At 47.0% G+C, this 4,518-nt stretch carries 4 protein-coding genes and 1 pseudogene; 2 read left to right on the top strand and 3 right to left on the bottom strand.

The genetic code is table 11. From position 1 onward, the window contains the following. A pseudogene (locus tag K4A83_RS22165) lies at positions 1 to 188 on the top strand (zinc ribbon domain-containing protein); the annotation flags it as partial. Between the two features lie 24 nt (positions 189 to 212). Here K4A83_RS22165 and K4A83_RS22160 read toward each other — a convergent pair. The 3 genes from K4A83_RS22160 to K4A83_RS22150 all read right to left on the bottom strand — a co-directional run bounded on the left by K4A83_RS22160 (position 213) and on the right by K4A83_RS22150 (position 3,246). Continuing rightward, complete coding sequence (locus K4A83_RS22160) at positions 213 to 1,457, bottom strand: polysaccharide deacetylase family protein (protein WP_265266887.1); 1,245 nt, start codon at positions 1,455 to 1,457, stop codon at positions 213 to 215. An 85-nt stretch (positions 1,458 to 1,542) separates the two neighbouring features. After that, positions 1,543 to 2,391 (bottom strand): metal ABC transporter permease, encoded by an 849-nt coding sequence (locus tag K4A83_RS22155; protein ID WP_265266886.1) that lies wholly within the window; start codon positions 2,389 to 2,391, stop codon positions 1,543 to 1,545. Positions 2,392 to 2,526: 135 nt separating this feature from the next. After that, positions 2,527 to 3,246, bottom strand: coding sequence for a metal ABC transporter ATP-binding protein (locus K4A83_RS22150; protein ID WP_265266885.1), 720 nt, complete (start codon positions 3,244 to 3,246; stop codon positions 2,527 to 2,529). Positions 3,247 to 3,355: 109 nt separating this feature from the next. On the opposite strand from K4A83_RS22150, the gene K4A83_RS22145 reads away from it, so the two are divergent. Next, entirely contained in the window at positions 3,356 to 4,372 is a 1,017-nt protein-coding gene (locus K4A83_RS22145) for a metal ABC transporter solute-binding protein, Zn/Mn family (protein ID WP_265266884.1), read from the top strand. Positions 4,373 to 4,518 lie beyond the last annotated feature (146 nt).

Below are 4,518 nucleotides of genomic sequence, written 5' to 3'. Positions count from 1 at the left end.
ATATTTGTTCTCATTGTGGGTTGATAGAAGATAGAGATATAAATGCTGCAATTAATATCCTGAAATTAGCATTAAGTACGGTAGGGCATACCGGATCTAAAGCTTGGGGAGATTTGCCCTCTAGCCTAGTTGGAGCAATCCTGCTAGGTTATGGCGAGTCTGTGAACCAAGAATCCTCGTGCCTTTAGGCCGAGGAGTGTCAAATAATCCTGTTAGAACATACTTTTAGTCCATTCTAAAAACTGACGGGCTTGATTGAACCAAAATTCTGAATTCCAGTAAACAAAACAACTGGTTTCACATAACAAGAGCGCTTGTTCTAGGGGATGCTCTGGGGTAAGTTTCCCCTGCTGTCGTAAGGTCATCACCTGCTGACTCAACTGTTCAATCTGATCTAAAATTTCCTTGCGTTCATCTCCCGCAAACCAATGATCATGGCCCCCAATCCAAGATCCTCCGGTTTCTTTCAGTTGAACCTCACTGGTCACTCCTTGGCTACAGTAGTGGTCTATATACTCACTCACCGTCATAAACGTAACCTCTGGCCATTGGTGGGTATTGTAAAACAGAGGAGCAAAGGAGTTTTTAAAGTATTCAAACATCATCACGTTGCCATTTTCCCCGTCAGAGGTTGGCACAATTAAGGGAGGAGGACTAATCTTTTCTCGTTGGAAGAGTTCCCCCCGATAGCGGATGTCATTAACCACTCCTTCGGCATTGTGTCCACTTTGTTGGCGGATTCCCATGTCTGTATCCCGCACCACGCAGAGAATGCGTTCGGTTTCTCCTCCTGCGTTGACGACTAATTCATGGACACGATTTTCTAATAAGGGAGTCGCCCAATTTTCCGGTTTTTCTAGGGTACTACTGGGCAAAATTAACCATTCGTAGTGATATTTTTTCAGTAAACGGATCAGTTGTATGGCTTCGCTGGCATCGCCTAACATCCCCATTTCGGGCAACCAAAACCCCCGCACCTGTTGTAATGCTTTCTCCCCAAATAAGTCGGCAAATAATACACGCCAAGCGCGAATTTGTGCCTCATGATCCCGTTGGGGGGTGGCGGGAAAGTAACAGTGACTGTAGGCGGTTCCGGCAAACTCTAAGGCTTCGGGGTATTGCTCTAAAACATGGCGGAAGAGGGCGATTACATCGCCGACAGGCTCTCCTTCGACGTACAAATGGTCAAATCGCCCACTATGGGATAATTTCGCTAATTCGGCTAATAAAACCCCCGAATAGTCCACCATGAGGCGAGGGGTGCAGCCTTGTTGGGAGAGCATCTGTACATAACGGGCAGGATTTTTATAAGCTTGGGCAAACCATTGGGCGTTCCATCCTTCCTCGGAGTTGGGATCACTGTTGAGCATTTTCTCTAAATTGCCTAAAATGCGATCGCCTACCCAAATCGGAGGTTGGTGCATATGAAGCCAAGGCACGAATACAGCGTAGGTCATAATGGGTTAGGAAAAAAGGTGCAGCATCCTCCCTCTTCCCCTTTTAGAAGCGGGGAAAGGAGGGAGGAGAAACATTGAGCATTGATTATTGATGCTTGATCAATGCTTTAATCTTACGCCATAATCCCTGTCTTGGACTGAATAAAAAGGCCACCCAGAACAAGGCAAAAATTACTAATACAATCGCTGGGCCTGAGGGGAGGTCAAGATAATAGCTTAAATACATCCCCGCAATGCTACTGAATACCCCTAGAACTCCTGCACCTACCATCATCCAATGCAGTTCTTTCACTAATAAATAAGCCGTACTCGCTGGCCCCACTAACAGGGCAATGACTAATAAAACCCCTACGCTTTGCATACTGGCAATAATCGTTAAGGTAACGGCGGTAATAAAGCCGAAATAAATCCAGTTGACGGGCAAGCCGCTTGCTTTTGCGCCCAATGGGTCAAAGGTGTAATAAAGCAAGGGTTGGTAAAAAATAATTACAATAATAGCAATGGCTAAGGTAATGAAAAAGGTCTGGACAATATGCTGAGATTGTACGCTTAAAATATCGCCGAATAATAACTGATTGAGGTCAATTCGATTGGTGCGCAAGAGTTCGATTAACATAACCCCTAGAGCGAGGAAACTGGAGAGAACTAAGCCCATTGCCGCATCAACACTGATGGGGGAATTTTGCCGAATCCAAGCGACGGTAAAGGCGCTTAATACTCCGGCAATTAATGCCCCGATGGATAAATTAATCCCTAGAAAAAAGGCAATAGATAAACCGGGTAAAATGGCATGGGAAATCACATTAGCCATTAAGCTCATTTGTTCAACCACGAGATAACTGCCCACGATGGCGCATAAAATTCCGAGGAGAATGGCCATCCCGAAGGCATTTCTCATGAATTCAAATTGTAGGGGTTCAAGTAACCAATCCATTGAGGTAATAGGTAATAGGTAATAGGTAATAGGTAATTGATAATTGTTCCCCCTCTCCCCTGCCCCCCTGCTCCCCCACTCTCCGACTCCTGAAAAGCCCCTGTTACCTGTTCCCTTTTAGTTTATTGTGTAATGTTAAGCAGATAATAGGTTCAATGGATGACCATAGGCTTGATAAAAGTTTTCAGGGGTGAGAACTTGTTTTGGTAAACCTGTAGCGAGAATGGAGCGATTGATTAGTATTAACTGATCATAGTAGTTCAGGGTGTCGCCTAAATCGTGACTAACAATCAGTAGGGTTTTATTTTGTTCTTTGAGTTCCTGTAAAATGGAGTAGAAAATCTCTTTGGTTTTTTGATCTACGCCATTAAAGGGTTCATCAAAAAAGAAAATATTGGCTTGTTGTGCAAGGGAACGAGCTAAAAAGACGCGCTGCTGTTGTCCACCGGAAAGTTCTCGAATATGGCGATCGCGCAAATCCCATAGATCCACCTGCATTAACGCCCGCTTCACCATTTGACGCGCTTGGCGAGTGGGAAACTGCCAAAACCCCTGTTGCTGCATTTGTGCCAACATCACCACATTTTTAACCGTGATCGGATAGTTCCAGTCAATCTGAGAACGCTGGGGAACATAGGCCACTTTTTGCCGTTGCTGAATCAGGGGGTGTCCATCATAACGAATACTGCCCCGTTGGGAGGTCACTAACCCTAACATACTCTTCAATAAAGTGCTTTTCCCCGCTCCATTAGGCCCCACCACTCCCACTAATTGACCGGACTCTAGGCTAAAGTTCACCCGCTCTAAAGCACAAACCCCTTGATAGTGAACCGTCAGATCCCGAACAACCAGCATATTTTTTTCCTTTTTGTGAGAACGATTCTCATTCTTTGGTTAAACTTAAGAATGATTATCAATTTTACTGCATAATGAGAATCATTCTAGTTTTCCGGGAGGTTGTTTAATGTTTGCTCGTCCACTGAGTCCGGTTATTGGGGTTGTGATCGCTTTAGGGATGTCCGCTTGTGCGGGTACAGTTCCCCCCGTTGCCGAGGAGACAGACACCCCGAAACCCAAAGTCGTGGCAACCACAGCGATATTATGTGAGATGACCGAGGCGATCGCACAAGAAACCATTGATCTCACCTGTTTGATGGATAGCGCCCAAGATCCCCACACCTACGAACCCACCCCCAGCAACCGTCAGGCCATCGAAGCCGCCCAATTAATCTTTTATGGTGGGTATAATTTAGAACCGAGAGTAGAACGCCTTTTAGCCGCTAGTTCTACCCCCACCGTTGCCGTTTACGAGCAGGCCGTTCCCGATCCCCTCATGGGACACCACCATCATGATCACGATGATCACGGCCATGATCACAGCCATGATCACAGCCATGATCACGACACCAGCAGCGAGGAGCAAGAACCCGATCCCCACATCTGGCACAGTGCGGAAAACGGCGGCAAAATTGCCCAAGTCATCGCCACAGAATTGAGTACCTTAGTTCCCGAAGCGGCCACCCAATATCAAGAAAAGGGTCAAGCCATTCAAGACCAACTCAACCAACTCCATACTTGGATAAAAGACCAAATTGCCACCATTCCCCCCCAACAACGGAAACTCGTAACAACCCATGACGCTTTTGCTTATTACAGCGCGGCCTATAACATCCCCAGCATGGCCGTACAGGGGCTAAGTACCGAAAGCACCCCCACCCCCCAACGACTGAAAACCATCGTTGAAACAGTGCAAAAAGCCCAAGTTCCGGCCTTATTTGTCGAAACAACCACCAACCCCGGATCCATTGAAATTGTCGCCCGTGAGGCCAACGTCACCATCCCCGAACAGCCCATTTTTACCACTGGTGCCGTCGGTGTGGCAGGGATGGGGTTAGTCCCTCTCTATACGGCCATGTTGATTGAAAATACCCGCAATATTGTTCAAGGGTTAGGGGGAGAGTTTCGCGAACCCAAGCTTTGACATCCTCCCCGGCCTAAAAGCACGGGGATTCCCAGTCTGTCCACATTAAGTGGACTCCTGATGGGTAGACAGACAAGCAACCGCCCCCGATTGGGGTCTAACACTGCTTAACGCCTGTCCATTCAGGTCGGCAAGCCCTGCCGCCA

The organism is Spirulina subsalsa FACHB-351, assembly GCF_026130165.1.
GTDB classification, from domain to species: Bacteria; Cyanobacteriota; Cyanobacteriia; order Cyanobacteriales; family Spirulinaceae; genus Spirulina_A; species Spirulina_A subsalsa_A.
Note: the sequence above shows the minus strand (reverse complement) of the source record. Positions and strands in the feature narration are given on the sequence as shown.

What these genes read in the sequence shown, in the direction of transcription:
- K4A83_RS22145 (WP_265266884.1), top strand. Translation starts at nt 3,356, where the DNA reads ATGTTTGCTCGTCCACTGAGTCCGGTTATTGGGGTTGTGATCGCTTTA.
- K4A83_RS22150 (WP_265266885.1), bottom strand. Translation starts at nt 3,246, where the DNA reads ATGCTGGTTGTTCGGGATCTGACGGTTCACTATCAAGGGGTTTGTGCT.
- K4A83_RS22160 (WP_265266887.1), bottom strand. Translation starts at nt 1,457, where the DNA reads ATGACCTACGCTGTATTCGTGCCTTGGCTTCATATGCACCAACCTCCG.
- K4A83_RS22155 (WP_265266886.1), bottom strand. Translation starts at nt 2,391, where the DNA reads ATGGATTGGTTACTTGAACCCCTACAATTTGAATTCATGAGAAATGCC.